The sequence below is a fragment of the Caldimonas mangrovi genome (genome assembly GCF_023721835.1).
Classification (GTDB): domain Bacteria; phylum Pseudomonadota; class Gammaproteobacteria; order Burkholderiales; family Burkholderiaceae_C; genus Caldimonas; species Caldimonas mangrovi.
Map to the genome: position 1 here is coordinate 189,188 of NZ_JAMKFE010000009.1, position 26,460 is coordinate 215,647.

Genomic DNA, 26,460 nt, shown 5'->3' on the forward strand with positions numbered 1-26,460 from the left:
CGCAGCCCATCGTCGGAGACGGATTTGAAGTACATCAGCACCCGGGGCGACCGGACCTTGCGCGGTTTTTCCGAGATCCTGCTCGAGGGGCTGGCGCCGGATGGCGGCCTGTACCTGCCGGCCGAGTACCCGAAGGTCGACGCCGCCACGCTCGCACGCTGGCGCAAGCTGCCGTATGCCGAGCTGGCGTTCGAGGTGTTGTCGCTTTACATCGACGACATTCCGTCGGCCGACCTGCGCGACATCGCGGTCCGTACCTATCGCCAGGAGGTGTTCGGTACCGCGGAGATCGTGCCGCTGAAGCGGCTGGAGCCCGGCCTGTGCCTCGAAGCCTTGTCCAACGGACCGACGCTGGCCTTCAAGGACATGGCGATGCAACTGCTCGGCAACCTGTTCGAGTACGAACTGGGCCGCCGTGGCGAGCAGCTGAACATTCTCGGTGCGACGTCGGGCGACACCGGCAGCGCTGCCGAGTACGCGATGCGTGGCAAGCAGGGGGTGCGGGTGTTCATGCTGTCGCCCCACCGTCGCATGAGCCCTTTCCAGCAGGCGCAGATGTTCAGCCTGCAGGACGCCAACATCCACAATCTGGCCGTCGAAGGCGTGTTCGACGACTGCCAGGACATCGTCAAGGCGGTTTCGAACGACCTGGAATTCAAGCGCCGTCACCGCATCGGCACCGTCAACTCGATCAACTGGGCGCGGCTGGTCGCGCAGGTCGTCTACTACTTCGCCGGCTACTTCCAGGCAACGAGCTCGAATGAAGAGGTCGTCAGCTTCGCGGTGCCGTCGGGTAATTTCGGCAACATCTGCGCGGGGCACGTCGCACGCATGATGGGGCTGCCGATCCGGCAGCTGGTGCTGGCGACGAACGAGAACGACGTGCTCGACGAGTTCTTCCGCACCGGCACCTACCGCGTGCGCAAAAGCGCCGAGACCCACGAGACGTCGAGCCCGTCGATGGACATCTCCAAGGCCTCGAACTTCGAGCGCTTCGTGTTCGACCTGCTCGGTCGCGACGCAGAGCGCACGCGCCGCCTGTTCAAGGAGGAGGTCGAGCTGCACGGTTCGTTCCAGCTGCTGCCGCACGAGTTCGCCCGTATTGCCGACTATGGCTTTGTCTCGGGCAAGAGCACCCATGCCGATCGCCTGGCGACGATCCGCGATACCTTCGAGCGTTGCGGCGTGATGATCGATACCCACACCGCCGATGGCCTGAAGGTGGCGCGCGAGCGCCGTCAGCCCGATGTGCCCATGCTGGTGCTCGAGACGGCCTTGCCGGTGAAGTTCGCTGCGACGATTGTCGAGGCCCTGGGGCGCGAACCGGAGCGGCCCGCAGCCCTGCAGGGCATCGAGGACCTGCCCAAGCGCTACACGGTGATGCCGCCATCGCCCCAGGCGATCAAGGACTACATCGCGCAGAATTGCTGATCCCTCCACGGATCGGCAGTTCATGAAGGTCGTCGGTTTTTGCGGTTACTCGGGCTCGGGCAAGACCACGCTGGTCGAGCAGCTCATCGTGCGTATGAAGTACGAAGGCCTGCGCATTTCGGTGGTCAAGCATGCGCATCACAAATTCGACATCGACCATGAGGGCAAAGACTCCTGGCGACACCGTCAGGCCGGGGCTTTCGAGGTGGTCGTGGCCTCCGACCGCCGGCTGGCGAAGATCCGCGAGTACGAGGCTGTGTGCGAACCGACCGTCCACCAGCTGATCGCTGAGCTCGTCGAATGCGACTGGGTGCTGGTCGAAGGTTTCAAGCACGCCGACATCGGCAAGATCGAGGTCTGGCGCGCCGACACCGGGCAGCGTGTGCAGTATGTCGAAGACCCTTTCGTCTTTGCGATCGCGACCGACAGCCCCGACCGGCTGCCCCAGTCCACCCTGCGGCCGGTGCTGAACCTCAACGACCCCGACGCCGTGGTCGAGCATCTGCTGCAGAATGCTTCCCGCTATGAGTACACCGCCACGTAGCCCCATGCTGAGCCTGGAGGAGGCGCTCGGCCGCCTGCTGACTTGCGTCCGACCCTTCGCCGAGCGCGAGCAACTGCCGACCGCGCAAGCGCTCGGCCGCGTGCTGGCCGAGGACTTGGTGTCGCCGCTGGATGTGCCGCCGCTGGCGAACAGTTCGATGGACGGCTACGCGGTGTGTCGGTCCAACATTCCCGACGAGGGCGTGGCATTGCCGGTTTCCCAGCGGGTGGCCGCGGGGCAGGTCGGCACGGTGCTCCAGCCGGGCACGGCCGCGCGCATCTTCACCGGCGCACCGGTGCCGGACGGCGCCGATGCGATCGTGATGCAGGAGCAATGCGAACTGCTGGACGACGGCCGGGTGCGTCTGAACACGGTACCGATGGCGCGGCAATGGATCCGTGAGCAGGGCGAGGATGTACGGCGTGGCACCGTGGTGCTGCCGCGCGGCACGCGGCTGACGCCGCAGGCCATCGGCCTGGCGGCCACGGTGGGCGCCGCGACGCTGCCGGTGGCGCGCAAGCCGCGCGTTGCATTGTTCTCGACGGGCGACGAACTGGTGATGCCCGGCGAGCCGCTGCGTCCTGGCGCGATCTACAACTCGAACCGCTACACGCTGCGGGCGTTGCTGGCGCAGCTTGGCTGCGACTGCACGGACCTCGGCATCGTGCCGGACACCCTGGAAGCGACGCGCGATGCGCTGCGCCGGGCGGCTGCCGGGCATGACCTCATCCTGACCTCGGGCGGCGTCTCGGTGGGCGAGGAAGACCACATCAAGCCGGCGGTACAGGCGGAAGGCCAGCTCGATCTGTGGCAGATCGCGATCAAGCCGGGCAAGCCACTGGCGTTCGGGCAAGTGCGCGACGCCTGGTTCATCGGGTTGCCGGGCAACCCGGTGTCGAGCTTTGTGACCTTCCTGCTGGCGGTGCGGCCCTTCCTGCTGGCGCTGCAAGGCAGCCGGGTCGAGCCGCCGCAGACCCTGCCGATGCGTGCGGCCTTCGACTGGCCAAAGCCGGACAAGCGGCGCGAGTTCCTGCGGGTGCGCCGTACCGCAGACGGGCGGGTGGAACTGTTCCCGAATCAGAGTTCAGGCGTGCTGACTTCGACGGTCTGGGCCGATGGCGTGGTGGACAACCCGCCCGGGCAGGCGATCGCGAGCGGCGACATCGTGCGCTATCTGTCGTTGGCGGAGTGGATGCAATGAAGGTGACGGTGAAGTACTTTGCGTCCATCCGGGAGGCGCTGGGACCGGGCGAGGTGGTCGAACTGCCGGCCGGCTCGACGATCGGCGCACTGCGCGACCGGCTCATCGCCGCGTCGTCGCCGCATGCCGAGGCGCTGGCCCGCGGCCGTGCGGTGCGCGCGGCGCTCGACCAGGCACTGTGTGACGAGAACGCCGTGGTGCCGGAGAATGCCGAAGTGGCCTTCTTCCCGCCCGTGACCGGCGGCTGAGACATGAGCACGTCGCGCGTCAGCATCCAGACTGAAGATTTCGACTTGTCGGCCGAAGTCGCACAACTGCGTGCCGGCGACACCGGGGTCGGCGCGGTTGCGGCCTTCGTCGGCACCGTGCGCGACGTCAGCGAAGGGCAGGGCGTGCAGCGCATGGAGCTGGAGCACTACCCGGGCATGACCGAGAAGTCGATCGAGGCCATGATCGACGAAGCGCAGCAGCGCTTTCGCATCCGTGCAGCCCGGGTGATCCATCGCGTCGGCGCGTTGGCGCCGGCCGACCAGATCGTGATGGTGGCGGTGACTTCCGCGCACCGTGGCGACGCCTTCCAGGCCTGCGAGTTTCTGATGGACTACCTGAAGACACAGGCACCGTTCTGGAAAAAGGAGCACACGCCGGAAGGCGCGCGCTGGGTCGATGCGCGCAGCAGCGACGATGCCGCCTTGGCGCGCTGGGGCATCCACGCGGCCAACGCCAGCGAGCCGCCAAGCTGATGCAGCAACTCACGCTGCTCCACGCGGTGGCGGTGGCTGTCGGTGCGGCGGGCGGGGCCCTGCTGCGCTGGCTGGCCAGCATGTGGCTGAATCCGAGCTGGTCGGGCTTTCCTCTCGGAACGCTGCTGGTCAACTGCGTGGGGGGGCTGCTGATCGGCGCCGCGTTGATGTGGTTCAGCCGCTTCCCGGACGAATTCTGGCGCTTGCTGTTCGTCACCGGTTTCCTCGGTGGGCTGACCACCTTCTCGGCCTTTTCGCTGGAATCGCTGCACCTGCTGCAACAGGACGAGTGGGGGATGGCCGCGGCCCATACTGCGGCCCACGTGGCGGGCGCGCTGGGCTGCGCTGCGCTCGGGTTCCGGGGCCTGAGGCTGCTGCTGGGGTGAGCGCCCGAGCGCCGGCTTGATCCAGCGCACGTCGGGGCACGCGGTTTGCACTTGAAATGTGCGGCGGCTGCCTCATTTCCTTCGCAATTCGGAGGATTTCCCATGCGACTCGACAAGCTCACCACCAAGTTCCAGGAAGCCCTGGGCGATGCCCAGAGCCTGGCGCTGGCGCACGACAACCCGTACATCGAGCCGCCGCACATCGTGCTGGCGATGCTGCAGCAGGACGAGGGCCCGAAGGCGCTGCTGGCGCGCGCGGGCGTCAACACTGGCGGGTTGCAGAAGGCGGTCGAAGCTGCCATCAAGCGCCTGCCGCAGGTGCAGGGCGCCGAGCAGGTACAAGCCGGCCGCGACACCGTATCGCTGCTGCAGGCGGCCGAGAAGGAAGCGCTGAAACGAGGCGACCAGTTCGTCGCCAGCGAGATGTTCCTGCTGGCGCTGACCGAGACCAAGGCTGACATCGGCCAGATCGCAAAGGAATTCGGCGTCACCCGCAAGTCGCTGGAGTCCGCCATCGAGGCCGTGCGCGGCGGACAGCCCGTGGACAACGCCGAGGCCGAGGGCCAGCGCGAAGCGCTGAAGAAGTACACGCTCGACCTGACCGAGCGCGCACGCCGGGGCAAGCTCGACCCGGTGATCGGCCGCGATGACGAGATCCGCCGGGCGATCCAGGTGCTGCAGCGCCGCACGAAGAACAACCCGGTACTGATCGGCGAGCCGGGCGTCGGCAAGACGGCCATCGTCGAAGGCCTGGCACAGCGCATCGTCGCCGGCGAAGTACCGGAGACGCTGAAGAACAAGCGCGTGCTGGTGCTCGACATGGCAGGGCTGCTGGCCGGTGCCAAGTACCGCGGCGAATTCGAGGAGCGGTTGAAGTCGGTGCTGAAGGAGGTGGCGCACGACGAGGGGCGCATCATCCTGTTCATCGACGAGATCCACACGATGGTTGGCGCGGGCAAGGCCGAAGGTGCCATTGACGCCGGCAACATGCTGAAGCCGGCGTTGGCGCGCGGCGAGTTGCACTGCATCGGCGCGACCACGCTGGACGAGTACCGCAAGTACATCGAGAAGGATGCGGCGCTGGAGCGGCGCTTCCAGAAGATCCTGGTCGACGAGCCGACGGTGGAAGCGACCATCGCCATCCTGCGCGGCCTGCAGGAGAAGTACGAGGTGCACCATGGCGTCGAGATCACCGACCCGGCGATCGTGGCGGCGGCGGAGCTTTCGAACCGCTACATCACCGACCGCTTCCTGCCCGACAAGGCGATCGACCTGATCGACGAGGCGGCGGCCAAGATCAAGATCGAGATCGACTCCAAGCCCGAGGCGATGGACCGGCTCGACCGCCGGCTGATCCAGTTGAAGATCGAGCGCGAGGCGGTCAAGAAGGAAAAGGACGAGGCCTCGCAGAAGCGACTGTCGCTGATCGAGGAAGAGATCGGCCGGCTGGAGCGCGAGTACGCCGACCTGGAAGAGATCTGGAAGTCCGAGAAGGCCACTGCGCAGGGCTCGGCGCAGATCAAGGAAGAGATCGATCGCATGCGCTTCCAGATGGAGGAACTGAAGCGCAAGGGCGACTTCAACAAGGTCGCCGAGCTGCAATACGGCAAGCTGCCCGAGCTGGAGAAGAAGCTCAAGGACGCGCAGGCGAAGGAAGCGGGCAAGGCCAAGGACGGTAGCAAGCCGCAGTTGCTGCGCACGCTGGTCGGCGCCGAGGAGATCGCCGAGGTCGTCGCGCGTGCCACGGGCATTCCGGTGAGCAAGCTGATGCAGGGCGAACGCGACAAGCTGCTGCAGATGGAAGCGAAGCTGCATGAGCGCGTGGTGGGCCAGGACGAGGCCATCGTCGCTGTGGCCGATGCCATCCGCCGTTCGCGCGCCGGCCTGTCCGACCCGAACCGGCCGCTGGGTTCGTTCCTGTTCCTCGGGCCCACGGGCGTTGGCAAGACCGAGCTGTGCAAGGCGCTGGCCGGCTTCCTGTTCGACAGCGAGGAGCACATGATCCGCATCGACATGAGCGAGTTCATGGAGAAGCACTCGGTGTCACGCCTGATCGGCGCGCCGCCGGGCTACGTCGGCTACGACGAGGGCGGCTATCTGACCGAGGCGGTGCGGCGCAAGCCGTACAGCGTGCTGCTGCTCGACGAGGTCGAGAAGGCGCACCCGGATGTGTTCAACGTGTTGCTGCAAGTGCTGGACGATGGCCGTCTGACCGACGGCCAGGGCCGCACGGTGGACTTCAAGAACACCGTGATCGTGATGACCAGCAACCTGGGCTCGCACGTCATCATGCAGATGGCGGGCCAAGACCCGGAGTTGATCCGCGAAGCGGTGTGGGCCGAGGTCAAGGGCCACTTCCGGCCCGAGTTCCTGAACCGTATCGACGAGGCGGTGGTGTTCCACGCGCTCGACCAGAAGCACATCGAGTCGATCGCGAAGATCCAGCTCAGGAACCTCGAGCAGCGGCTGGAAAAGATGGAGATGAAGCTCGACGTCTCACCCGCGGCCTTGACCGAACTGGCCAAGGTCGGCTTCGACCCGGTGTTCGGGGCTCGGCCGTTGAAGCGGGCGATCCAGCACCGCATCGAGAACCCGGTGGCGAAGCTGATCCTGCAGGGTCGCTTCGGGCCGAAGGACGTGATCCCGGTAGACGTGCAGGGTGCCGAGCCAGGCAGCGAGTTCTCGTTCGAACGCGTGGTGCACTGACGGCGCGGCTGTCATCGGGCACGGGGCCGCTTCTGCAGCGAGCGGCCCTTGTTTCTTACCCCTGCTGACTCTGCAGCCAGGTGTCGAGCTTTTGCAGCTGGAAGCGGATCAGCGACTGGTTGGTCTTGCCGCGCTCGAACAGGCAATGCAGCGCCAGCGTACGCTCGCCCGGCAATGGACGCAGCACCTGGTGGTGGCGCTCTGACGACAGCAGCATTTCCTGCAGCGGCTCGGCCAGGCTCATCGACATGCGGGCGAGCTGCTGGGCCTTGAAAAGGGCAGCGCCTTGCTGCGCCATTTGCGCCGCCGAGGGGCCGCTGCCGGCATGCCCGAGCGCTGTGCTCTGGTCGATGTCGAACACGCAGCAGGCCTGCACGCCGGCCATCTGCGAGACCAGCCGGAGGTAGGTGGCCAGCTCCGGCGGGAGCGCGGTGGCCGAAGCTGTTCTCGGCGCCGTGGTGAAAGCCGGCGATCGGAGGGGAGCGAGCCCAGAAGCGGGCGGGTCGAGGTCCAACGTCAACGGGCGCAGTTCGCTGCTCGGATTCAGCGGCGCCAGCCGTCCGCGCATATGGTTCTTCTGCCAGAAGCCGGCGATGTAATTCCAGGCGTCCGCCGGGCGGCCCGGAGCAGGGGCGGCGCGCACCAGCAAGCCGTGGCGTTGGACCACCTGGTTGCATTGCGCGGCAGCGGCGGTCGCGGCGTGACTGCCGAGCGGCAGCACAAGCAGGTTCGGGCAGGTCCAGCCGCCGGTGTGAACGGCCTGCATCATCGTGCGCAACGCGTTCGCACTGCCTTGTCCGGCCATCTCGCCGAGCAGCAGCACGCTGGCCTGGCTCATCTCGAGCAACGCGCGGGCAACGGCCTGCTGCGCTGACGGCGTGCTCTCGACGGCAGTGGAATAGACGCAGACCGTTTCGCCGTCTTCTGCCCGGAAACTGACGTATTCGACGGAGGCGAGCGTCGTGCCGTAGCCCTGTTGGCGGATCACCAGGCGCTGCACGGCGCTGCAGCCGAGCGCCGTCAATTGGCGCAGCAACTGGCGCGAATGTGTGTCTCCCAGGTCGTGCAACGCGATGTAGCGGCTCTCGAGATGGGTGAACTGTTGCCGCAACGCTTCGGCAGCATCGCAGGACACGAACAGTTCCCAGGTGTTGTCGCCGACGGCGCGGCCGATGTCCTTCGGATCGCTGCTCAGGTACTCGTTCTCGCCACCCATGACGGCGGTGTTCGCGACCTCCGTGGGCCGCGTGACCGGCCATTCGCGGGTCTGCGCGGGGCCGGGCCCGCCGTTGCCGCGCGACACCGGGCCGGTCTTGTCCGGGGAAAGGGGCTGGTACATGACGTCGAGGGCGGCTGGGGTGATGAAACACAGTGTAACCACATGTGTCGCCCCTGTGTGCCACCCGATTGGGGGTGTGCCACGGGGCCGTGCGGTATTCGCTCTTTGCCCCCGTGTGGCCGGCGGGAGGCGGTGGACCGACCGCAGGAAGGGTGGCCGATAGAATCTGCCCTCCATTTCCTCGTACTGCACAGGATGCGCATGCAAGCGACTGCACAAGCCCCCGTCGTCATCGTCGGCGCCGGGCTCGCCGGGCTGACCGTGGCGTTGCACCTGGCCGATCATCAGCCGGTCATCGTGCTGGCCAAGCGCAATCTCGAGGAAGCAGCGACGGCGTGGGCGCAAGGCGGCATCGTCGGCGTGCTGGGCAGCGACGACAGCGTCGACAGCCACGTGCGCGACACGCAGGATGCTGGCGCCGGCCTGGTAGACGAACAAGCTGCGCGCTTCATCGCCGAGCACAGCGCTCATGCGGTCGCATGGCTGGTGCAGCGCGGCGTGCCTTTCTCGGCCGACCCGTCCGGCCCGCTGGGCCTGCACCTGACACGCGAAGGCGGGCACGCGGTGCGCCGCATCGCGCATGCGGCCGACGCCACCGGCAAGGCCATCCACGATGTGCTGCTGGGACAGGTGAAGGCGCACCCGAACGTGGACCTGCGTGAGCGCTGGATGGCGGTTGACCTGATCACTTCACGCCACCTGAAGCGCGATGAGCCGGCCCGCTGCTACGGGGTCTACGCGCTCGACATCGATCGCGGCCGGGTCGAGACGCTGCCGGCTGCGGCCGTGGTGCTCGCGACCGGCGGGGTGGGCAAGGTCTATCGCTACACCAGCAACCCCGAGACCGCCACCGGCGACGGCATCGCGATGGCATGGCGCGCCGGCTGCCGGGTCGGCAACATGGAATTCGTGCAGTTCCATCCGACCTGCCTGTACCACCCGCAGGAGCGCAGCTTCCTGATCACCGAAGCCCTGCGCGGCGAAGGTGCGCAGCTCAAGCTGCCCGACGGCACGCGCTTCATGCCTGCGCACGACGCGCGCGGTGAACTGGCGCCGCGCGACATCGTGGCTCGCGCCATCGACTTCGAGATGAAGAAGCACGGGCTCGACCACGTGTGGCTCGATGCCACCCACCTGGGCGCGGAGTTCCTGAAGGAGCACTTCCCGACCATCCATGCGCGTTGCCTGAAGCTGGGGATCGACATCACGCGCCAGCCCATCCCGGTGGTGCCGGCTGCGCACTACACCTGCGGCGGCATCGTGACCGACCTGCAGGGACGCGCCGACCTGCCCGGGTTGTATGCGGTGGGCGAGGCCAGCTATACCGGCCTGCACGGCGCGAACCGCCTGGCCAGCAACTCGCTGCTGGAATGCGTGGTGCTTGGACGGACGGTCGCCGCACACATCTGCGGACATGACGGCGAAGCGGCGATGGCGCTGCCGGCCTGGGACGAAAGCCAGGTGGAGGATGCGGACGAGCAGGTGGTCATCTCGCACAACTGGGACGAGCTGCGGCTGCTGATGTGGAACTATGTCGGCATCGTGCGCACGACGCGCCGGCTGGAGCGCGCCCTGCACCGCATCAAGCTGCTGCGCAGCGAGATCGACGACTACTACGCGAATTTTCGCGTCTCGCGCGACCTGCTGGAGCTGCGCAACCTGGTCGATTGCGCCGAACTCATCGTGCGCTCGGCGCTGGTTCGGCACGAAAGCCGCGGGCTGCACTACAGCCGCGATTTCCCGCAGACGCTGCCGGCGAGCTTCCCGACCATCCTGGTGCGCCCGGCCGGGCGCCGCGGCGGCAACGGGGCGCCGGTGCCGAACTTCCTGGGGATGTGAGGTTTCCGGAGGTCAGCCGCGGGCCCGCATGGCCTGGCGCGCCTGCACGAACTCGAATGCGAAAGTGACGGCTTCGTCGACCGCCCGCTCGATCTCGGCGCGCTCTTTCTCGGTCAGGTAAAACACCAGATCGACTTCGTGGCGGATGTACCGCGGCGGCAGGCGATTCAGCGCGACGCACAGCACGTCGGGCAGCAGGTCCTGGCGCAACTGCGGGTAGCGTGCCGTGGCGTCCGCGATGGCTTGCATCACGGGACGCTCATAGTAGTTGTGGATCGAGGCGAAGTCGTCGGTGATGCGCATGGGCGGGGCTCCTGAACCGGAGTATCGGCCGCCACGTGCCAGGCTGCGGGCGGAAATACGCGTCTGGTGCGCCCTAAATCACACTGCGGCCGGCCAGCCAGGAGGCGGCCAGCGGGTTGAAGCCGAAGCGGCATGCCAGGTCGCGCGGGTGATCGATGGCCCACAGCGCCAGGTCGGCTTGCAGGCCGGTCGCCAGGCGGCCGGTGTGATGGTGCAGCCCGAGCGCACGTGCCGCATGGCGGGTGACGCCGGCCAGCGCTTCCGAGGGCGTCAGCCCGAACAGCGTGCAGCCCATGTGCAGCATCAGCAGCAGCGAGGTGCACGGGCTGGTGCCCGGGTTGCAGTCGGTCGACAACGCGATGGGCACGCGGTGATCGCGCAAGGCCTGCATGTCGGGCAACTGCTGCTCGCGCAGGCAGTAGTAGGCACCGGGCAGCAGCACGGCGACCGTGCCGGCGCGAGCCATCGCAGCGATCGACTCGCGCGAGCTGTACTCGATGTGATCGGCGGAGAGCGCCTGGAATTCCGCCGCCAGCGCGGCGCCCCCCAGGTCGCTGAGCTGGTCGGCGTGCAGCTTGACGGGCAGGCCGAGCGCGCGGGCGGAGTCGAAGACCCGGCGCGTCTGTGCGGGCGTGAAGCCGATGCCTTCGCAGTAGGCGTCCACGGCATCGACCAGGCCTTCCTGGTGGGCGGTTGGCAGCATCTCGGAGCAGACCTGCTCGATGTAAGCCTCCGGCCGGCCGCGGTACTCGGGCGGCAACGCATGCGCGCCCAGGAAGGTGGTCGTTACACGGACGGCGTGGGTCTCCCCGAGGCGGCGCGCGGCGCGCAGCAGCCGCAATTCGGTCTCGGTGTCCAGGCCGTAGCCGGACTTGATCTCGACCGTGGTGACGCCTTCGCGCATCAGCGCCCGCAGGCGCGGCGTGGCCGCATCGACCAGTTCGTCCAGCGAGGCGGCGCGCGTGGCGCTCACCGTGGAGACGATGCCGCCGCCGGCGCGCGCGATCTCCTCGTAGCTGGCGCCTTGCCAGCGTCGTTCGATCTCGGCGGCGCGGCTGCCGGCCCAGACCAGGTGGGTGTGGCAGTCGATCAGCCCCGGGGTGAGCCAGCCGCCGTGGCCGTCGACCTCGCGATCTGCCTGCAGTCCGGGGGGCCGCTCCCGCTCGGGGCCCATCCAGGCGATACGCCCGGACGCGACGGCGAGTGCGGCGTCGGGCACCTCGCCATAGCCGCTCTCGTCGGCCAGTGTCGCGAGATGCACGTGGCGGATCAGGAGGTCTGCTTTCATGCCGCAGCCTCCTGCCAGGCGTCCACGATGCGCCACGCCAGTCGAGCGGCTGTGCGCGCGGTGCGCTGGTCGATGTCCAGTGGCGGGCACAGCTCCGCGATGTCGGCCAGACGCAAGCGCCCGCAGCCGGCCACGCAGGCGACCATCGGCTCGATCACGTCCACCGGCACGCCGCGCGCGGCGGGGGCGCTGACGCCCGGAGCCACGCTCGCGGGCAGTACGTCGAGGCAGATCGTGAGATAGACGTGATCGAAGCCGCCGAGCCACTCGCGCAGCTCGTCGCAGTGACGAGGCAGTGCGGCCGAGGTCAGCGCGTCGTCGTGCCGCCACGAGATGCCGCATTCGCCCGCCTGCTCGAACAGGGCGCGTGTGTTCGACGTGACGCTGATGCCGAGGCAGTGGTAGGCCACGTCGCAACCCTGTGCGCGAGCATGATCCAGCGCTTGCCGGAAGCCCGTGCCGGAGGTCGACTGCGCATCCCGGCGGATGTCGAAGTGCGCGTCGAAGTTCACGATCGCCAGGCGCTGTCCTTCGCCCGGCGCCCAACGCGAGGCGGCCAGTGCCTGGTAGCTCGCCCAGGCGATTTCGTGGCCCCCGCCCAGCCCAAGCACGAGCTGTCCGGCGTCGAGCATGCGAGCGGCGCGCGCAGCGTACTCCCGCTGAGCGGCTTCCAGCTGTTGGTCGAGGCAAGGCACGTCGCCCGCGTCGTACAACGCGAGCGGCCGGTGCACCGGCAGGTTGGCGAGCATGCGGCGTAGCGCCTGCGGGCCTTGCGCCGCACCGACGCGGCCGTGGTTGCGGCGCACGCCTTCGTCGCTGGCCAGGCCGAGCAGTGCCACGCCGGGTGCAGCGTGGGCGTGCCACGGCTGCACCACCTGGTGCCAGCGGTGACCGGCTTCGCCGTCGAGCGTGTCCACGCGGCCCTGCCAAGGCTGCCGCCACTGCGAGCCGGGTTCGTTGCTCACGCGGCGCTCCACGACGGCAGCACGCCGCCGGCATGGCGGGTGAAGCTGCCCGCGTCGATCAATTGCTCGACGGCGGCGATGTCGGGCGCGAAATAGCGGTCTTCGGCATAGTGCGGCACGCGGCTGCGGATCGCAGCGTGCACTTCTTCCAGCGGCGCTGAAGAGGCGAGCGGGCGATGGAAGTCGATGCCCTGCGCGGCCGCCAGCAACTCGATGGCGATGATGTGACGCACGTTGAGTGCCATGTCGGCGAGCTTGCGGGCGGCGAAAGTGGCCATGCTGACATGATCTTCCTGGTTCGCCGAGGTCGGCAGCGAATCCACGCTGGCCGGGTGGGCGAGCGTCTTGTTCTCGCTGGCCAGCGCGGCGGCGGTCACGTGCGCGATCATGAAGCCGGAGTTGATGCCGGGGTCGGCGACGAGGAAAGGCGGCAGGCCCGACAGCGTGGCGTCGATCAGCAGTGCGATGCGACGCTCTGAGAGCGCGCCGACCTCGGCGATCGCCAGCGCCAGCGTGTCGGCGGCGAAGGCGACCGGCTCCGCATGGAAGTTGCCGCCGGACAGCACCTCGCCGCTGTCCGAGAACACCAGCGGGTTGTCCGACACCGCATTCGCCTCGATCACCAGGGTTTTCGCCGCGTTGCGGATCAACTCCAGGCAGGCGCCCATGACTTGCGGCTGGCAGCGCAGCGAATACGGGTCCTGCACGCGATCGTCGCCGATGCGGTGCGAGGCGCGGATGGCGCTGCCGGTCAGCAACTTGCGGTACAGCGCTGCCACCTCGATCTGGCCGGCATGGCCGCGCACCTGATGGATGCGGTGATCGAACGGCGCATCGGAGCCCTTGGCGGCATCGACGCTCAGCGCACCTGCCACCACCGCTGCGGCGAAGACCTGCTCGGCACGCAGCAGGCCGATCAGCGCGATGCCGGTCGACACCTGCGTGCCGTTCAGCAGCGCCAGGCCTTCCTTGGCCGCCAGCGTGACCGGCTGCAACCCGGCCTGCTTCAGCGCCTGCGCGGCATCCATCATGCGGCCTTCGACGCGCACCTCGCCTTCACCCATCAGCGGAAGCGTCAGGTGGGCCAGCGGCGCCAGGTCGCCGGAGGCGCCGACCGATCCCTGCGACGGAATGCAGGGCCAGATCTGCGCGTTGTACATCGCGATCGCGGCATCGATGACTTCCGGGCGCACGCCCGAATAGCCGCGCGCGAGCGACGCGATCTTCAGCAGCAGGATCACGCGCACGGTGTTGTCATCCAGCAGCGGGCCGACGCCTACCGCATGCGAGCGCACGAGGTTGGCCTGCAGTCTTGCCAACTGGTCGCGCGGGATCTGCACCTTGGCGAGTTTGCCGAAACCGGTGTTGATGCCGTAGGCCGGTTCGCTGCCCGCGCCGATGCGTTGCACCGTGGCGGCACTGGCCGCGATCGCGGCGCGGCATTCGAGGTCGAGCTCGATCGGCATGAAGCCGGCGGCGACCTCACGCAGCGCCGGCAGGTCCAGCTGGCCGGGGTGCAAAGTCAAACGGTTGGCCGGGTTCATCGTGCATCTCCGAGCATCGGAATGTGCACACCTTGCTCGCGCGCCGTGCGGACCGCCAGCTCGTAGCCGGCATCGGCATGACGGACCACACCGAGTGCGGGGTCGTTCCACAGCACGCGGGCCAGCCGCGCATCGGCGTCGCGCGAGCCGTCGCAGACGATCACGACCCCTGCATGCTGCGAGTAGCCCATGCCCACTCCGCCGCCGTGGTGCAGGCTCACCCAGGTGGCTCCGCCTGCGGTGGCGGTGAGCGCATTGAGCAGCGGCCAGTCCGACACGGCATCGGAGCCGTCGCGCATCGCTTCGGTCTCGCGGTTGGGGCTGGCAACCGAGCCGCAGTCGAGGTGGTCACGACCGATCACGATCGGCGCTTTCAGCTCGCCGTTGCGCACCATCTCATTGAAGGCCAGCGCGGCCCGATGCCGCTCGCCCAGCCCCAGCCAGCAGATGCGCGCCGGCAGGCCCTGAAACGCAACGCGCTCGCGTGCCTGGTCGAGCCAGCGGTGCAGGTGGGTGTCCTCGGGGAACAACTGCTTCACCTTGGCGTCGGTCTTGTAGATGTCCTCGGGGTCGCCCGACAGCGCCACCCAGCGGAACGGCCCCTTGCCCTCGCAGAACAGCGGCCGGATGCACGCCGGCACGAAGCCGGGGAACTCGAAGGCGTCGGTGACGCCCTGATCGAGCGCGACCTGGCGGATGTTGTTGCCGTAGTCGATGGTCGGCACCCCGATCTGGTGGAACGCGAGCATCGCGCGCACGTGCTCCGCGCAGGAGGCCGCCGCGGCCTGCACGAGTTGCAGGCGTTGCGCGTCGGTGCCGGTGCGTGCGGCTTGCCACTGTTCGACCGACCAGCCACGCGGCAGGTAGCCGTTGACGAGATCGTGGGCCGAGGTCTGGTCGGTCACTGCGTGCGGGCGCGGGCCGCCTTGGCGCGCCCGCTGGGCGAACTGCGGCAGCAGGTCGGCGGCGTTGCCGAGCAGCGCCACCGAGGTCGGCTGCTTCGCGTTCTCGATGATGGCGAGTGCTTCGTCGATGCTGTGCGCCTTGTGGTCGACATAGCGGGTGCGTAACCGGAAGTCGATGCGCGATTCCTGGCACTCGATGACGATGCAGTGGGCTCCCGCCAGCGCCGCCGCCAGCGGCTGCGCGCCGCCCATGCCGCCGAGCCCGGCGGTCAGGATCCATTTGCCGGACCAGTCGCCAGCGTAATGCTGGCGGCCCAGTTCGACGAAGGTCTCGTAGGTGCCTTGCACGATCCCCTGAGAGCCGATGTAGATCCACGAGCCGGCCGTCATCTGGCCGTACATCATCAAGCCCTTGCGGTCGAGTTCGTGGAAGTGCTCCCAGGTGGCCCACCTGGGCACCAGGTTGGAGTTGGCGAGCAGCACGCGGGGGGCGTCGGGGTGAGTCTTGACCACGGCGACCGGCTTGCCGGACTGCACCAGCAACGTCTCGTCGGCTTCGAGCTGGCGCAAGGCCTCGAGGATGGCATCGAACGCCGGCCAGTTGCGCGCGGCTTTGCCGATGCCTCCGTAGACGACCAGGTCCTCGGGGCGCTCTGCCACGTCCGGGTCCAGGTTGTTCTGGATCATGCGGTAGGCCGCTTCGATCAGCCAGTTCTTGCAGTGCAGTTCGCTGCCGCGCGGGGCGCGGACGGTGCGATAGGGGGTGCTCATGGGGTCTCCTTGTGGAAGCGCGCTCAGCCGGGGTCAGGCTGTGTGAACGAGAAGCGACCGCTCAGCCGGAAGCGGCGGGCCGGATGGAACAGGCGGGCGACGCTGGCGACGCGCCCGCCCGACCAGGTGCGGCGGTTCAGCACCAGCACCGGCTCATGGGGCTGAAGCTGCAAATGCCGTGCGACCTCGGGTGACGGCGTGTCGGCTTCGATCACGTGCTCGGCCTGTTCCAGCGGCGCGACGCGCGTGAGGTAGTGGTGCGGCGTATCGGCGGCGAGGTCCTGCTGCAGATAGCCGGGGGCGGCAGCCGGGTTGACATAGCGGTCTTCGAGCTGCAGCGGCTGCCCGTCGGCGCAGTGCAGCAGCAGCGAGTGATAGAGCGGCGCGCCGAGCGGCAGGCCGAACGCTTCGGCCAGCGCTGCATCGGCGTGGGTCTCACCGACCGACAGCACGGTCGCCGCGTGCTGCTGTCCGCGCTGGCGGATCTCGTCACGGATGCCGTGCACCTCGACCATCGTCGATTCGGCCTTCGGGCCCGCGACGAACGAGCCGACGCCCTGCACCCGGGTGATCGCCCCGCTGACGGCCAGCTCGCGCAACGCACGGTTGACCGTCATGCGCGACAGGCCGAACTCTCGCGTCAGCTCGCCTTCGCTGGGAATGCGCTCGCCGGGCTGCCAGTCGCCGGCAGCGATGCGGCCGAGGATGTGGCGCTTGAGCTTGAGGTACTCAGGGGCAGGATGAGCCGTCATGGTGGGGCATCATACCGACTTGTATATACAGGTCAATACAGGGCGTCCCAAGCAAAAGCGGCCGGCTGCGCTACGCAGCCGGCCGCTTCTCGGCACGAGCGCTTTACTGGCCTTCGCTGCAGGCCTTGGGCAGGTGCTTGCCCGGGATGTCGTCCGATTCGCAGGCCCAGCGAATGGAGCCGTCATCCTGGCTGCTGGGCACCAGCGCCAGCCGGTGGTCGTCGGCCAGCACCAGCGTGATCACTGCGCCATCGGCCGTGTACTCGATGCCGGTGACGCCGGGGGGCAGGGCGCCTTCGGTGAAGCCGGCTTGCTCGAGCGTCTCAGGCACCTCTTCGTTCTGGCGGTAGTAGCCCTCGACCAGCGCCGCGGCCTGCGCGCCGTACTGGTATGCGATGGCGACCTGGGCACGCTGCTGATAGTCGTGGTAAGCGGGGATCGCGACCGCGGCGAGGATGCCGACGATCGCCACCATCAGCACCAGCCCGACCGCGCCGCTGCCGCGCCCGCCGACGCGTGGCGTGAAGCAGGCCAGGAACCAAGCGAAGCCGTGGCGGCGAGGGAACTGTGCGTTGTCGCCGTCGATCACGCGCGCCAGGCGCTTGACGAGCCAGGGGTAGTCGCCGGTCAACTCGTGGAAGGACATCCAGAAGCCGCCGCTTTGCTGCGACTGGTTCGCCAACTGGCGCAGGTTCACGTCGGCCCAGCGTTTGCCGCCGGCCGAGATGGCTGCGAGCGCGCGGGCGGCGTGTTCGGGTTGCGGACAGCAGGCCAGACCGTGCAGATCGCAGGTGTATTCACGGGCACGGGAATAGGCTGCGCCCAGCAGCGGCAGCACGCTGGCCGGTGCACGCCAGATCATGCCCGTCAGATGGCCGCGGCGGATGTGGCCGAGTTCATGTCCGATATAGAAGTCCAGTGCCTCGGGCTGGTGCTCGAAGGCGTCGACGACGTCGGACAGCAGGATCACGAAGTGACGGCCGAGGAAGCGCGTGGCAAAGGCGTTGAACATGCCGTCGCCGTGCAGCACGTAGGCCTCGGGCGGCTGCTCCACGCCCAGCTTGCGGCAGCACTCGACGAAGCGCTGGTGCAGGTCGGGAAACTGTTCGGGCGTCAGCTTCACACCGGTGCCCTTGAGGTAGGAGATGAACGCCGAGTGGACGAACAGATAACCGAGGAAGCCGAACAGCAGGTAGATGAGCGCGATGCCCAGCGTGCCGACGACCAGGGCCAGCCAGACGATCAACGAGAGCACGAGACAGATGGTCGAGAGCTTGCCCTCGTGCTTGTAGACGAGTGATGGATTCAAGATGCCCCTCTCAGGGATGTGATTGCTTTGTGTTTGTGAGAGTGGGCAGGCGCCGACTCCCCCTCCGCCCGTTGCCGGGCCCGGGGGATTGTAGGAGAGGCCCGGGGCGCAGGCTACAGGCGTTCGAGGACGCGCATCGAGTAGTCGACGGCCTTCACATCCTTGGTGAGCCGGCCGATCGAGATGCGGTCGACGCCGGTTTCGGCGATCGCGCGCACCTGCCCGAGTTGCACGCTGCCGGACACTTCCAGCAGCGCACGGCGCTGGGTCACGGCCACCGCCTCGCGCATCTGCTCGAACGTGAAGTTGTCGAGCAGCACGCTGGTGGCGCCCGCCGCCAGCGCTTCGCGCAGTTGCTCGATCGATTCGACCTCGATCTGGATGTCGACGCCGGCGTCGAGCGCCTGCGCATTGCGCAGCGCCTGCGTCACGCCGCCGGCGGCCGCAATGTGGTTTTCCTTGATCAGGATGCCGTGGTAGAGCGCCAACCGCTGGTTCTGGCCGCCGCCGACCCGCACTGCGTACTTCTGTGCCAGGCGCAAGCCGGGGACCGTCTTGCGCGTGTCGAGGATGGCGCAGCCGCGCGGGTTGGGTGAAGCGCCGGCAATCGCGTCGACGTGGCGGCGCGTGAGGGTGGCGGTGGCCGAGAGCAGCTGCAGGAAGTTGAGCGCGGGGCGCTCGGCGGTGAGCAGCCCGCGCGCGTCGGACTCGATGTGGCAGACCGCGGTGTCGGCCGTCATGCAAGCGCCTTCGTCGTAGTGCCAGTCGACCCGCGCTTGTGCGTCGAGCGCCTTCACGCAGCCTTCGAACCACTCCCGGCCGCACAGCACTGCGTCTTCGCGCACGAGCACGCGCGCCTTCACGCGCTGCCCGGCCGGCACCAGCTGCGCGGTCCAGTCGCAGCGGCCGATGTCTTCCGTCAGAGCGTCGCGCACGTTGCGTTCACGTGCCTGTTCGAGCGTTTCGTCGGATGCAAACATGTCAGGCGGCGCCTACGTTGGGGACAAAGCCTTGCGCCGGCTTGGCAATGCTGGCCGGATGCCGGGCCACGAAGTCGAGCATGCGCTCGATGCAGCCGAGCGCCTGGCTGCGCGTCGACTCGGGGATGGTGATTTCGCCGCTGCCTTGTTCGAGGCAGGTGACCACGCCTTGCAGGGCATTCATCGCCATCCAGGGGCAGTGCGCGCAGCTCTTGCAGGTGGCGCTGTTGCCGGCGGTGGGCGCCTCGATCAGCACCTTGTCGGGGGCGAGCTGGCGCATGCGGTGCAGGATGCCGTTGTCGGTGGCGACGATGTATTCGCGTGCGCCGCCTTGCACCACGGCCTGCAGCAGCTGCGAGGTGGAGCCGACCACGTCGGCCTGCTCGACGACGTTGCGCGGCGATTCGGGGTGCACGAGGACCAGCGCCCCCGGGTGTTCGCGCTTCAGTAACTCGAGCTCCATGCCCTTGAACTCGTCATGCACGATGCATGCGCCGTTCCACATCAGCATGTCGGCACCGGTCTGCTCCTGGATGTAGCGGCCCAGATGCTTGTCGGGTGCCCACAGGACCTTCTCGCCCTGCTCCTTCAGGTGCCGCACGATGGCCAGCGCACAGGAACTGGTGACCATCCAGTCGGCGCGTGCTTTCACGGCCGCGCTGGTGTTGGCGTAGACCACCACCCGGCGATCGGGGTGAGCGTCGCAGAAGGCAGCGAAGTCCTGCGGCGGGCAGCCGAGGTCGAGCGAGCAGGTCGCGTCGAGGTCGGGCATCAGCACGCGCTTGTCGGGCGACAGGATCTTGGCCGTCTCGCCCATGAAGCGCACGCCGGCGACGACCAGGGTCTTGCTCGCGTGGTCGCGGCCGAAGCGGGCCATTTCGAGCGAGTCGGCGACGCAACCACCGGTCTCCAGTGCCAGGTCCTGCAGGTCCCCGTCGACGTAGTAGTGCGCCACCAGCGTGGCGTTGTGCCGTGCGAGCAGCGTCTTGGCGCGCTCTTTCCACTGGCGACGCTGGTCAGGGGACAGGGGTTCGGGCACCTTGGCCCAGGCGTGGGCCGTGCAGCTGGCGCCGGAAGCGTCCTGCCGGGTGTAGTCGAAGATCACTTGTTCCATGGGGCGAGCAGGCTGCGTTGGCCTGCCTTGGGCGGCAACGGGGAACGGAAATGGTAGCCGAGCGCTCGATCGCGCCGGCCAGCAGGGACAAAGGCGAGGGGGCCTCCGGCGCCTGCCCCGGGGCTCAGCTCAGGGCTTTTTCCGCATCCATGATCTTGAAGCGGGCCAGCGCGAGGTTGGTACGCAGCTTGTCGAGCACCGCCAGCACGAACAGCTCGGGATGTGCCGTGACGGTGCGCAGCACCTGGTGGCGGCGTGCGTGCGTGACGATGATCTCGTCGACGCGGTCGCCGCAGCCCATCTCGCGCGACGCACGGCGGTGCGCCTTCAGCACTTCGGTGTGGGTGGCGGCGGCCAGTTCGACGTTGAGGTCGTCCGCCTCGTCGGCCCGCTGGCTGCCCAACACCATGCCGGTGCTGGAGTCGACCACGCAGCAGGCGAGCATGCCCTCGACCTGCATCAGCTGGTCGAGGGCACGCAGCATCCGGGTGCTGTCGAGCGACGCTCGAGCGGCGTCGACCCGCACCGAGGTGGCTGGCTTGTCAGCGGGGGATGAGGCGACAGCGCGTGCAGCGACCTTGCCGGTGATGGGGGGCTCCAGGTCGGCGACCTTGATCGGAAAGTCGTTCTCGCCCAGCGTCGCGCGCAACTCCGCGCCGTCCCACTGCGGCACACCCTTGACCTTGTTCCAGACGTTGAGCACGTTGTTCCACACGGCCGACGCGCTGGTCATCGGCTCGGTCGTCACCATCACGTTGAGCCGCTCAGGCCACGGCATGGCCGCAATGCGGGGCGCCATCTGCGCGACCGGGGTCGACAGCATGAACAGCAGCGTCGGGCAGCGCCAGTTGGCGCCGCGTGCGGCGGCGTTCAGCATGCCGACGATCTGCTCCAGGGCCGAGGTCGGCATCGGCGCGATGACCACCGCCGTGAGGTGGCTGCTTTCCATCAGGGCCACCGGGATCGACTGGGCGTCGCTGCTCGAATCGCGGACGTCGGTGTGGTAGACCTTCAGTGGGTCTTCCACCCGGCGCGGCAACGCGGTGCGCTCGATCAGCGCGATGGTGGCGAGCGTGTTCTGGTGCCGCAGGTGCAGCCGCTCGATCGGCTGGCCGGAAGCATCGGAGAGGGCCTTGATCACGCTGCTGGCCCACATGCGGGCGGGGTCGAACAGCGTGATCTGCCGCGTCGCGGTTTCCAGGTCGGCGCGCGTCGCCTTCAGTTGCTGGCGTATGGCTTCCGACGGCGAGCCGGTGACGAACAGGTCACGCGTGTGCTTGTCGACCATGTGCCCCTGGTCGCTGACCTCGGTGGCGGTGCTTTCGAGGATCGCGGTGGCGGCGAAGTCGGGGCCCTCGGCTGCACGGCGAGCGCGCCCGCGCGGGTCGTTCGGGGAGCCCAGATCGCCGAAGAGGGAGGTGAGCATGCTGCGTCCTCTCGTCCATCAATGCGCGGCACGGCGCGCGGTCTTGCTGCGGTGGCAAGCGGGGTGCCGCCGAGCCGGGGAACGCACCTTTCCCTGGCCCGGTGAGACATTCGGTTGCAGTTTAGTCAGGCCGGGGCGTTCGGTCATCCCACCCGAAGTGGGGAGCACCGGGTCCCCGGTCGGGCGGTCGGCAGGCGTCGATGAACGGCGCGAGGCGGCCGCCGGTTTCAACGCGCGGCCTGCCGCCCGAAGAACTGGCTGGGGGGCGTGCCGACCGAGCGCCGCACCATCGCGGTGAAGGCGCTGGCACTGGCATAGCCCAGTTCCGCCGCGATGTGGCTCATCGGCAACTGGCGAGCGGCCAGCGACAGCGCCTTGGCCAGCAGCACCTGCTGGCGCCACTGCACGAAACTGGTTCCCAGCTCCTGTCGGAACAGCCGGGCCACGGTGCGTGGACTGGCGCCGACGTCCCGGGCCCAGGCGTCGAGCGTCGGATGGCGGGTCGGGTCGTCCACCACCGCCTGGCACAGCGTGCGCAGTCGCTTGTCGGACGGCAGGTCGACGCCCAGACGCACGGCGCGGGCGCGCCGCAGCTCGTCGCGGACCAGGGCGCTCAGATGGTGTTCGCGACGCAGTCCGTCGTCGTCGGGCGCCCCGTCCCGGCCGTCGGCGCGGGTGTCGAGTTCGAGCACCAGGGCGCGCAGCAGGTCGGAGACTTCCAGCACGCGACAGTGGCGCCACTCGCCGTCGTCCTGCTGCTGCGGGTCTGGGCCGCAGCGTCCGTCGGGCTGGTGGAAGTAGACCGTGCGCATGTCGGCGTCCTCGACCACGGTGATGGCATGTTCCACGCCGGGCGGCACCCACACCACCCGCGACGGCGGCACGATGTAGGTGCTGTGCGTGGTGCTCAACCGCAGCACCCCGGTGGCCGAGAAGGTCAGCTGCGCCCAGGGGTGTGCATGCGGCGTGACCTGGACGTCGGCGCGCAGGCCGTGCGCCTTCGCCCGCACCGGCCGCTCAGGCGTCGGCATGAACAGGTGAGGGGTCAGCGGGCCGATCCGTTCGGGCGGGCGAGGCGAAGGACGGCGGGGGCGGCTTGGCATATTCTCGACAGAAGTTGTCCCGCTATCGTAACTCCGCCGTGCTGCACCCGCCTACCATTGGTTCAGTCCCTGCTGACACGCGCTCGCATTCCATGACCATTCCCGCCTCGTCGAACCCCGTCCCACTGCGCCAGGACGCCCGCACCATCGGTCTGATCGGCCTGGCGCACGGCACCTCGCACTTTTTTCACATGCTGCTGCCGCCGCTGTTCCCGTGGTTCATCAGCGACTTCTCCCTGAGCTATTCCGAGCTGGGCCTGCTGGTCACGATGTTCTTCGTGATCTCCGGCATCGGGCAGGCGCTGTCGGGTTTCCTGGTCGACAAGATCGGGGCGCGGCCGGTGCTGTTCGCCGCGCTCGCGTGCTTCGTGGGGGCGGCGCTGGCGGCGGCTTCCGCGCACGGTTATGCCGGGCTGATGCTGGCAGCGGGCTTGGCCGGGCTGGGCAACGCGCCGTTCCACCCGGTGGACTTCACGATCCTGAACAAGCGCGTGTCGGCGCCCCGCCTGGGGCATGCGTTCTCGGTGCACGGCATCACCGGCAACCTGGGCTGGGCCGTGGCGCCGGTGTTCCTGGCCGGCATCACGCATGCGGCCGATTCGTGGCGGGTCGCCTACCTGTGCGCGGCAGCGGTCGCCGTCGGCGTGATGGTGCTGCTGGCGTTCAACCGGGACGCGGTGGACGACCGCCTCGGCAGCTGGGGGCACGAGGCGAAAAAGACGGCGGCTGGCGTTCCCGCCGCACCAGAGCACCCGCTCGCTTTCCTGAAGCTGCCGTCGGTGTGGCTCTGCTTCTCGTTTTTCTTCTGGTCGACCTGTGCCCTGAGCGCGGTCCAGAGCTTTGCCAGCCCGTCGCTGCAGCAGCTGTACGGGCTGCCGCTGTCGCTGACGTCTTTGGTGGTCACCGGCTTCATGCTGTGCGGTGCGGCCGGCATGGTGGCAGGCGGTTTCCTCGTGGCGAAGGTGGAGCGGCTGGAGTTCACGATCGGCGTGGCGCTGCTGATCGGCGCCACGCTGCTCGCGTTGGCGGGCACCGGGCTGGTGCCGGGTGTCGGGGCGGCCGTCGTGGCTTCGCTGGCCGGTTTCGGCGTGGGACTGGCCGGCCCGTCGCGCGACATGCTGATCAAGCGGGCCGCGCCCCCCGGGGCGACGGGGCGTGTCTACGGCACCGTCTATTCGGGGCTCGACCTGGGCTTTGCGGTGGCTGCGCCGACGTTCGGCATGCTGCTCGACCGCGGGCAGCCGAGTTGGGTGTTCTACGGCGCCGCCATGACTTTGGTGATGGGCGTGCTGTCGGCCACGCTGGTGGGCAGCCGGCAGCGGGCGCGCATGCCGGCAACCGCGGCCCCCGCCTGAGGAGCGCTCGATGACTCCGGAAGATCGATTGCATGAGCTCGGGCTGGTGCTGCCCCAGGTGACACCGCCACGCGGCAGTTTCGACGCCTGCGTGCTGCATGGCACGACGCTCTACCTGTCCGGCAAGGGCGCGCCCGTGCGTGAGGATGCCGGGCCGGTGCCGAAGGTGGGGCGGGAAGTCTCGGTGGCCGAAGCCGCGGCGCATGCGCGCGAGATCGCGCTCTACCAGATTGCGGTCATGAAGCACGCGCTCGGTGACCTGCGCCGGGTGGCGCGTATCGTCAAGGTGCTGGGGATGGTCAACGCGGTGCCCGATTTCACTCAGCACACCGAGGTGATCAACGGCTGCTCCGACCTGCTGCTGGCCGTCTTCGCCGAGCGCGGCCGGCACGCACGCTCGGCGATCGGCGTCGGCTCGCTGCCCAAAGGCTTCGCCGTCGAGATCGAGATGTCGGTCCAGGTGGCATAGTCGACGGTTGCTCCCCACGCTGAAAGCCGAACAAGATGGATGCCTCGCACGTCGTTCATGAGCTGTCTCAACTGGAGTCCCTGTTCGGCGCGGTCGGCGAGCCGTCGTTGCGCAAGCAGGTGGCACATCTGCACCCGGTCTACCGGCCGATGATCGCCGCATCGCCGTTCGCGGTGCTCACCACCGTCGGGCCGGATGGGCTGGATGCCTCGCCCCGTGGCGACGCGCCCGGGTTCGTGAGGGTGAAGGACGACAAGACGCTGCTGCTGCCGGAGCGCCGCGGCAACAACCGCATCGACAGCCTGAGGAACATCCTTCACGACCCGCGCGTCGGCCTGCTGTTCCTGATCCCCGGCGTCGGGGAGACGCTGAGAGTCAATGGCAAGGCCCGCATTTCGGTCGATCCGGCACTGCTGGAAGCACTGGCGGTCGACGGGGCGCCGCCCAAGTGCGTGCTGGAGATCACCGTCGAGGAAGTGTTCTTCCAGTGCGCCCGCGCGGTCCTGCGCTCGAAGCTGTGGACGGCGCTTCCCGACAGTGTTCTGGCGCAACTGCCGTCGCCGGGGACCGTGCTGGCCGCGCTCACCGACGACCAGGTGGACGGGCCGCAATACGACCAGGGCCTGCGCGAGCGACAGCGCGCAACGCTCTATTGACCCTCCTGCGCGAGCGACCTGCCATGAAGATCAATGACATCCCCTTCGGCACGACAGACTGGTCGGCCGTGGAGCAGACGGAACATGCGGGCGAGGCCGGCACCGCCTACTGGCGCACGCGCCGCTTCGGCGACATCCGGGTGCGCATGGTCGAGTACACCCCCGGCTACGTCGCCGACCATTGGTGCGAAAAGGGACACATCCTGCTGTGCCTCGAAGGCGAGCTCTCTACCGAGCTGGCCGACGGCCGCCAGTTCGTGCTGCGTCCGGGCATGAGCTACCAGGTGGCCGACCAGGCCGAGACGCACCGCTCGTCCACCGGTACCGGCGCACGGCTGTTCGTCGTCGATTGAACTCAGGCGGCCAGCGGCAGCTGCTGCGATCCGTTGTCGCCGAGCACGGCACATTCCTTCAGGAACTCGCTGATCGTGGCCAGCGTCGCGACGGGCTGCTCGATGGGCGCGCCGTGCCCGGTGCCCCGGAGCAGGGCCAGCCGAGCGCGCGGCAAATGCTGGGCAATGGCGCGCGCGTGTGCCGGTGGCGTGTTGCCGTCGAGTTCTGCTGCGATCACCAGCGACGGGATGTCGAGCTGGCGCAACCGCGGCAGCACACTGTCGCGGTCGGCCACCATTTCGACCACATGGCGCACGACGCTGCCGTCCATGCGGCCGAGCGCTTGCCGCCAGGCTGCGACTGCGCGAGGCTGCCGGCGACGGAAGGGGCCGCAGAACATCGCCTTGGCTGCTTCGCCGGTCAGCCACGGGACCGGGCCGAGCAGGCCGGCAGCGCTGGCCAGTGCATGGAATTTGATGCGGCGCCAGGTGTCCTCGCGGCCGCCGCTGGTGTTCATCAACACCATCGCCCGCACGCGCTGTGGGTAGGCCAGCGCGAAGCGCATGCCCACCATGCCGCCGAGACTGAAGCCGACCAGCGTGACCCGGTCCAGCTCCAGCACGTTGCACACGGCCCGCACGTCTTCGACCAGCCGAGCCATCGACCACGGCGTGTGCGGCCGCGTGCTGTAGCCGTGGCCGCGCCAATCGATGCGAATCACGCGGGCATGGCGGCTCAGTTCGCGCGCCTGGAACTCGAACAGCCGCGTGTCGCACAGCATGCCAGGCAACATCAGCAGCGGTTCGCCCGCGCCGATGTCGTCGACATGCAGCGTGACGCCGGGGACTTCGACATGGTGGAGGGTCATGGACTCGTGGAGGGGGTGGAGATGCCGGTTGCCCATTCTGGCGACGCCTGCGCAAGGGTCAATCCGTTCCCCCTCGTTTGAAGCCCGCTGTCCCCTCTTTCCGGGACGGTGCCGGGCCTCGCGATAATCG

25 protein-coding genes are annotated in these 26,460 nt (G+C 68.4%); 12 read left to right on the forward strand and 13 right to left on the reverse strand.

Features of this window, described 5'->3' with window-relative positions:
- Positions 1 to 24: 24 nt before the first annotated feature.
- The 7 genes from thrC to clpB all read left to right on the forward strand — a co-directional run bounded on the left by thrC (position 25) and on the right by clpB (position 7,011).
- Entirely contained in the window at positions 25 to 1,431 is a 1,407-nt protein-coding gene (gene thrC / locus M8A51_RS16140; RefSeq protein WP_251779514.1) for a threonine synthase, read from the forward strand.
- Positions 1,432 to 1,453: 22 nt separating this feature from the next.
- Positions 1,454 to 1,975, forward strand: coding sequence for a molybdopterin-guanine dinucleotide biosynthesis protein B (gene mobB, locus M8A51_RS16145; RefSeq protein WP_251779515.1), 522 nt, complete (start codon positions 1,454 to 1,456; stop codon positions 1,973 to 1,975).
- A 4-nt stretch (positions 1,976 to 1,979) separates the two neighbouring features.
- A complete protein-coding gene (locus tag M8A51_RS16150; protein ID WP_251779516.1) occupies positions 1,980 to 3,176 on the forward strand; it encodes a molybdopterin molybdotransferase MoeA in 1,197 nt (398 codons plus the stop codon).
- A complete protein-coding gene (locus M8A51_RS16155) occupies positions 3,173 to 3,424 on the forward strand; it encodes a MoaD/ThiS family protein (protein WP_251779517.1) in 252 nt (83 codons plus the stop codon). The genes M8A51_RS16150 and M8A51_RS16155 overlap by 4 nt, the downstream gene beginning before the upstream one ends.
- A gap of 3 nt (positions 3,425 to 3,427) precedes the next feature.
- Complete coding sequence (gene moaE, locus M8A51_RS16160) at positions 3,428 to 3,919, forward strand: molybdopterin synthase catalytic subunit MoaE (RefSeq protein WP_251779519.1); 492 nt, start codon at positions 3,428 to 3,430, stop codon at positions 3,917 to 3,919.
- Positions 3,919 to 4,305, forward strand: a complete 387-nt coding sequence (crcB, locus tag M8A51_RS16165; protein WP_251779520.1) for a fluoride efflux transporter CrcB — start codon at positions 3,919 to 3,921, stop codon at positions 4,303 to 4,305. The genes moaE and crcB overlap by 1 nt, the downstream gene beginning before the upstream one ends.
- Before the next feature lie 102 nt (positions 4,306 to 4,407).
- Positions 4,408 to 7,011, forward strand: a complete 2,604-nt coding sequence (gene clpB / locus M8A51_RS16170; protein WP_251779521.1) for an ATP-dependent chaperone ClpB — start codon at positions 4,408 to 4,410, stop codon at positions 7,009 to 7,011.
- A gap of 55 nt (positions 7,012 to 7,066) precedes the next feature.
- Here clpB and M8A51_RS16175 read toward each other — a convergent pair whose 3' ends face one another.
- Positions 7,067 to 8,350 carry a hypothetical protein gene (locus M8A51_RS16175; RefSeq protein ID WP_251779522.1) on the reverse strand — a complete coding sequence of 428 codons (1,284 nt, stop codon included), beginning with the start codon at positions 8,348 to 8,350 and terminating at the stop codon, positions 7,067 to 7,069.
- A gap of 201 nt (positions 8,351 to 8,551) precedes the next feature.
- On the opposite strand from M8A51_RS16175, the gene nadB reads away from it, so the two are divergent.
- On the forward strand, positions 8,552 to 10,189 hold the full coding sequence (nadB, locus tag M8A51_RS16180) for an L-aspartate oxidase (protein ID WP_251779524.1): 1,638 nt from the start codon (positions 8,552 to 8,554) through the stop codon (positions 10,187 to 10,189).
- A gap of 12 nt (positions 10,190 to 10,201) precedes the next feature.
- Here nadB and M8A51_RS16185 read toward each other — a convergent pair whose 3' ends face one another.
- The 11 genes from M8A51_RS16185 to M8A51_RS16235 form a co-directional block, all read right to left on the reverse strand.
- Positions 10,202 to 10,492: a late competence development ComFB family protein gene (locus M8A51_RS16185; RefSeq protein ID WP_259372024.1), complete on the reverse strand. Its 291-nt coding sequence runs from the start codon at positions 10,490 to 10,492 to the stop codon at positions 10,202 to 10,204.
- A gap of 73 nt (positions 10,493 to 10,565) precedes the next feature.
- Positions 10,566 to 11,780 carry an imidazolonepropionase gene (gene hutI, locus M8A51_RS16190; RefSeq protein ID WP_251779525.1) on the reverse strand — a complete coding sequence of 405 codons (1,215 nt, stop codon included), beginning with the start codon at positions 11,778 to 11,780 and terminating at the stop codon, positions 10,566 to 10,568.
- Entirely contained in the window at positions 11,777 to 12,745 is a 969-nt protein-coding gene (hutG, locus tag M8A51_RS16195; RefSeq protein WP_251779526.1) for a formimidoylglutamase, read from the reverse strand. Before hutG ends, hutI begins: the two co-directional genes overlap by 4 nt.
- Positions 12,742 to 14,289, reverse strand: a complete 1,548-nt coding sequence (gene hutH / locus M8A51_RS16200; RefSeq protein ID WP_251779527.1) for a histidine ammonia-lyase — start codon at positions 14,287 to 14,289, stop codon at positions 12,742 to 12,744. Before hutH ends, hutG begins: the two co-directional genes overlap by 4 nt.
- On the reverse strand, positions 14,286 to 15,965 hold the full coding sequence (gene hutU, locus M8A51_RS16205; protein WP_251779528.1) for a urocanate hydratase: 1,680 nt from the start codon (positions 15,963 to 15,965) through the stop codon (positions 14,286 to 14,288). The genes hutH and hutU overlap by 4 nt, the downstream gene beginning before the upstream one ends.
- Positions 15,966 to 15,988: 23 nt before the next feature.
- Positions 15,989 to 16,717 (reverse strand): histidine utilization repressor, encoded by a 729-nt coding sequence (gene hutC / locus M8A51_RS16210; protein WP_251779530.1) that lies wholly within the window; start codon positions 16,715 to 16,717, stop codon positions 15,989 to 15,991.
- 103 nt (positions 16,718 to 16,820) lie between these two features.
- On the reverse strand, positions 16,821 to 18,026 hold the full coding sequence (locus tag M8A51_RS16215; RefSeq protein WP_251779531.1) for a M48 family metalloprotease: 1,206 nt from the start codon (positions 18,024 to 18,026) through the stop codon (positions 16,821 to 16,823).
- A gap of 113 nt (positions 18,027 to 18,139) precedes the next feature.
- Positions 18,140 to 19,006, reverse strand: coding sequence for a carboxylating nicotinate-nucleotide diphosphorylase (gene nadC / locus M8A51_RS16220; protein ID WP_251779533.1), 867 nt, complete (start codon positions 19,004 to 19,006; stop codon positions 18,140 to 18,142).
- A gap of 1 nt (position 19,007) precedes the next feature.
- Positions 19,008 to 20,120 carry a quinolinate synthase NadA gene (nadA, locus tag M8A51_RS16225; protein WP_251779534.1) on the reverse strand — a complete coding sequence of 371 codons (1,113 nt, stop codon included), beginning with the start codon at positions 20,118 to 20,120 and terminating at the stop codon, positions 19,008 to 19,010.
- A 124-nt stretch (positions 20,121 to 20,244) separates the two neighbouring features.
- A complete protein-coding gene (locus tag M8A51_RS16230; RefSeq protein WP_251779535.1) occupies positions 20,245 to 21,546 on the reverse strand; it encodes a roadblock/LC7 domain-containing protein in 1,302 nt (433 codons plus the stop codon).
- A 227-nt stretch (positions 21,547 to 21,773) separates the two neighbouring features.
- Positions 21,774 to 22,649, reverse strand: coding sequence for an AraC family transcriptional regulator (locus M8A51_RS16235; RefSeq protein WP_251779537.1), 876 nt, complete (start codon positions 22,647 to 22,649; stop codon positions 21,774 to 21,776).
- Between the two features lie 92 nt (positions 22,650 to 22,741).
- Here M8A51_RS16235 and M8A51_RS16240 point away from each other — a divergent pair, with 92 nt between their 5' ends.
- From M8A51_RS16240 to M8A51_RS16255, 4 genes are read left to right on the forward strand one after another with little or no spacing between them, the layout of a single operon-like run.
- Positions 22,742 to 24,004: an MFS transporter gene (locus M8A51_RS16240; protein ID WP_251779538.1), complete on the forward strand. Its 1,263-nt coding sequence runs from the start codon at positions 22,742 to 22,744 to the stop codon at positions 24,002 to 24,004.
- Between the two features lie 10 nt (positions 24,005 to 24,014).
- Positions 24,015 to 24,473 (forward strand): RidA family protein, encoded by a 459-nt coding sequence (locus tag M8A51_RS16245; protein ID WP_251779540.1) that lies wholly within the window; start codon positions 24,015 to 24,017, stop codon positions 24,471 to 24,473.
- A gap of 35 nt (positions 24,474 to 24,508) precedes the next feature.
- Positions 24,509 to 25,129 (forward strand): pyridoxamine 5'-phosphate oxidase family protein, encoded by a 621-nt coding sequence (locus M8A51_RS16250; RefSeq protein WP_251779541.1) that lies wholly within the window; start codon positions 24,509 to 24,511, stop codon positions 25,127 to 25,129.
- A gap of 23 nt (positions 25,130 to 25,152) precedes the next feature.
- Positions 25,153 to 25,482, forward strand: coding sequence for a DHCW motif cupin fold protein (locus M8A51_RS16255; RefSeq protein WP_251779543.1), 330 nt, complete (start codon positions 25,153 to 25,155; stop codon positions 25,480 to 25,482).
- 2 nt (positions 25,483 to 25,484) lie between these two features.
- Here the strand turns inward: M8A51_RS16255 and M8A51_RS16260 are convergent, their stop codons facing one another.
- Complete coding sequence (locus M8A51_RS16260; RefSeq protein ID WP_251779544.1) at positions 25,485 to 26,330, reverse strand: alpha/beta fold hydrolase; 846 nt, start codon at positions 26,328 to 26,330, stop codon at positions 25,485 to 25,487.
- Positions 26,331 to 26,460 lie beyond the last annotated feature (130 nt).